This is a genomic window from Nostoc sp. CALU 546 (assembly GCF_048836525.1).
Map to the genome: position 1 here is coordinate 1 of NZ_JAWJTF010000263.1, position 2,912 is coordinate 2,912.

Genomic DNA, 2,912 nt, shown 5'->3' on the forward strand with positions numbered 1-2,912 from the left:
CAATGATATGTTTTCAGATGTTAGACTAGCAGTTGAATGATTTTTGTGCATTTTACCCTTGTAGATGTACTCCCGGTGGCTGGTAACGACAGCACGACCGGGTTTAATTTTGTTTTGTAACTTCAAAACTAAAACTGTTAGAATTCCAAGATTTTTAATTGAAAAATAGCCTTGCAGATATATTTCACAGCCTGTAATGCAAGCACAGCAAAGGTCGCAGGTGTCGCAGAACAGTTAACATTCGCAAAAATTGCTATAGGTGACACCGAAAATGAAGCGCCCAAGCGCGATCGCAGGGCTGGAAGTATTGATTTTTCGTTGTCGTTGTCGCTATTTTGCAACTTAGGATTCATAAAAAATTTGCATATATAGTTCATAGCTGATAGTTCATTCAAAATTTACCCCCAAGTCAATACCAAGAGCGGCTTCGATTTTTCGGATTACTTCCTCGCTTACGCTTGCATAAATCTGCTCATTCTCCAGTTGATACCAGTAAGTCCTGGAGACTCCTGATTCACGGCATATTTGGAGCAATGACCGACCATCGCCCTCTCGCGCTTTTCTGATGCGGTCGCCCAATCCTGGGAACTCCCGAACCATTTCAACTACTCGCTTCACTTGCACGAAAATTAATAGATCCATATATTTCCTCAACATCATCATATTTTATTTGTCTACGAACAGTTGCCCTATGTCTACGGATAGTGTACAGTAATTTTGGGTTGAATTGCAAATCACGTTTTCGTTGCTTATGAAGGAATCAAGTCAACCAGATTATTACAGAAATGCTTTTGAGACGATTTCAGGGACTTTGAACAATAGAAGATGGAAGCAAGTTAGGAGCGAGTTAGAACGCTCCGGATTAGTACTTAATCTTAAATCTGTGCAAAGCTATGCAGTGCTGAAAACCCAATATCCGCGAACTGTTTTAACAAAAAAAGCAATCAAGATAGTTGAGGAATTTCAAGATAATCATGACTCGACAGATGAATTTAGCGGAGAAGAATTATTGGTCATCCTCAGAAGGATAAAGCCAAAAGTAGGTGATCGGATGCTAGCCAATTTCTTCTACAAAGCTGAATTGCATTTTGGCAGACAAAACGCATACACATTAGCTGAAGCTTCCAAAGTTGTCTTTTTCGCTGCAATCACAAGGAATAAATAGCCATGAGTAAAGACCTGAAGAATAAAGTAGACTCTATCCGCCGTACTCTAAAAAATAATAGTTTGGAAGTTTCAGCAACAGTTATCGAGTCTAAAATTTTAGAGCTATACCCAAATCATCAGACTGAGTGGAATAGTGATGTTCGCGCAGAAGTAATTAAGTCTGTCACCAATAACTATAAGTTAAGTCAAACAGTAAGTGCGATCACTCCGATAGTAAATGAACCTCCCGTCCAAGAACTAACCAAGCTTCAAGAGTCTGAAACCTTTACAGAGGAAGAACTAGAGGATAAGGAAATAGAGGACGATGACGAGGACGAAGTAAACGTGATTGCACCTCTAGAACTCACCGAAGTTAGTCATTCCCTAGCTGTAACCAATGCTGACAAACAAGCATTAGTATCTACTCAATCCCTAGCACTGGGTTTTGAACTGAGTGAACAAGAGTGTTTGCTAGTTGCCGATAATCTCGATGATGTTTTCAATGATTATGCAAGTTTTTTAACCAGCGTAACGACTGCCATTAAAGGCTATGTAGATCATCGATTTAATGAGGCGGAGAGCACCTTAGATACCAATGCTGATGTTGTGCGTTCGCACATAGCAGATAGGGCGGCTAGGTTAAATCAGAAAGTAGAAAACTTCTCAACTAATGTCAAAGCGGATATAGGAGGTATCCGCCAAAATATCAAAAGTTCAAAAGCCAATATCTTATCAAGATTCGCATTACCCAGTAAGACAGGGTAAATGTTACACAATCAGCTTTAACCCTAAGAGAGTAGGAATAATCATCTTAACCATTGCAAGCCTACTATTTACCCTGCAAGCCTACGATGACTGGAGATTTTCACAAGGCAGGGTTAGGCAGATGGAACATAGAGATTTTGCTGATCCTAATCGATATTTGGAAATACCCAAGGAATTACCAAAATGGTGAAAGATAATTCTCAACTGAAACTGAAAAATCATGTCACACCCAAAGCAAGGAGAATTAGCCAAGTTCTCAAGACTAAATTTGGTGTAAGTCTGGATGATTTTACAAACGCAATGATGGGCGACGTTAGCAGCGCTCAGAAGATTGGGGAATTAGCGCGACAAGGTAGGCTTTCAGCAGAGTTCGCCCCTAAGCTTGCTGAAGCTTATCACCAAATAATTAATGGTACGACTGCTCAGAATAAAGCCATCTCCGAGGTACTGATAAATGCTGGGAAGAGTGCGATCGAGATTGACAAGGCAGTGATGAACGCCACGCTTGCAAATGCTCAATATGGTCACAAACGAAGTGAGCTTGCAGCTGAATTCGTAAATGCTCGGAACACTGAAAATCAGCGTCATAACTACCAAATGAACTACACCCAGATTAAAGGGTATATAGATGCTTATCTTGTTGGGGTTGACAATCAAGCTAATTTAATTGACCAAACAAACAGGCCAGGAATTAAGCAACTATCGGCTGATGAGGCGTACAAAACTAAGGTAGTTAACGAAGCTTTAAACCGTGGTGATGATGCCCGATTTGATTTGATAACTCAGAAAAACTATCAACCTAACACAGTGCGCGGGGTGTTAGCTGAGCAGTTCATATCCCTTAAATCAGCGTTAGGATTCTAAATCAAAAACTAATATTTGAGAAACAGTAAACTGCTAAGATATTCCTCTCATTCAAGTTCTGTATTCTCATGTTACCACCCCATAATGATGCATTAGCCAACAAATTGGATCATGATATCATTCCGGCGTCAAACAAA

At 40.1% G+C, this 2,912-nt stretch carries 5 protein-coding genes; 3 read left to right on the plus strand and 2 right to left on the minus strand.

The window, feature by feature from the left end:
• Window positions 1–137: 137 nt before the first annotated feature.
• Together RRG12_RS42470 and RRG12_RS42475 are read right to left on the minus strand one after the other, a co-directional pair.
• A complete protein-coding gene (locus RRG12_RS42470; protein WP_420761559.1) occupies window positions 138–353 on the minus strand; it encodes a hypothetical protein in 216 nt (71 codons plus the stop codon).
• A gap of 34 nt (window positions 354–387) precedes the next feature.
• The gene (locus RRG12_RS42475) at window positions 388–642 is read right to left on the minus strand and encodes a helix-turn-helix domain-containing protein (RefSeq protein WP_292788834.1); all 255 of its coding nucleotides are present in this window, start codon (window positions 640–642) and stop codon (window positions 388–390) included.
• A gap of 109 nt (window positions 643–751) precedes the next feature.
• On the opposite strand from RRG12_RS42475, the gene RRG12_RS42480 reads away from it, so the two are divergent.
• The 3 genes from RRG12_RS42480 to RRG12_RS42490 all read left to right on the plus strand — a co-directional run bounded on the left by RRG12_RS42480 (window position 752) and on the right by RRG12_RS42490 (window position 2,775).
• The gene (locus RRG12_RS42480) at window positions 752–1,165 is read left to right on the plus strand and encodes a hypothetical protein (protein WP_420761558.1); all 414 of its coding nucleotides are present in this window, start codon (window positions 752–754) and stop codon (window positions 1,163–1,165) included.
• Window positions 1,166–1,167: 2 nt separating this feature from the next.
• Window positions 1,168–1,911 carry a hypothetical protein gene (locus RRG12_RS42485; RefSeq protein WP_420761557.1) on the plus strand — a complete coding sequence of 248 codons (744 nt, stop codon included), beginning with the start codon at window positions 1,168–1,170 and terminating at the stop codon, window positions 1,909–1,911.
• A 183-nt stretch (window positions 1,912–2,094) separates the two neighbouring features.
• Window positions 2,095–2,775, plus strand: coding sequence for a hypothetical protein (locus tag RRG12_RS42490; RefSeq protein ID WP_420763241.1), 681 nt, complete (start codon window positions 2,095–2,097; stop codon window positions 2,773–2,775).
• The last annotated feature ends 137 nt before the right edge of the window (window positions 2,776–2,912 follow it).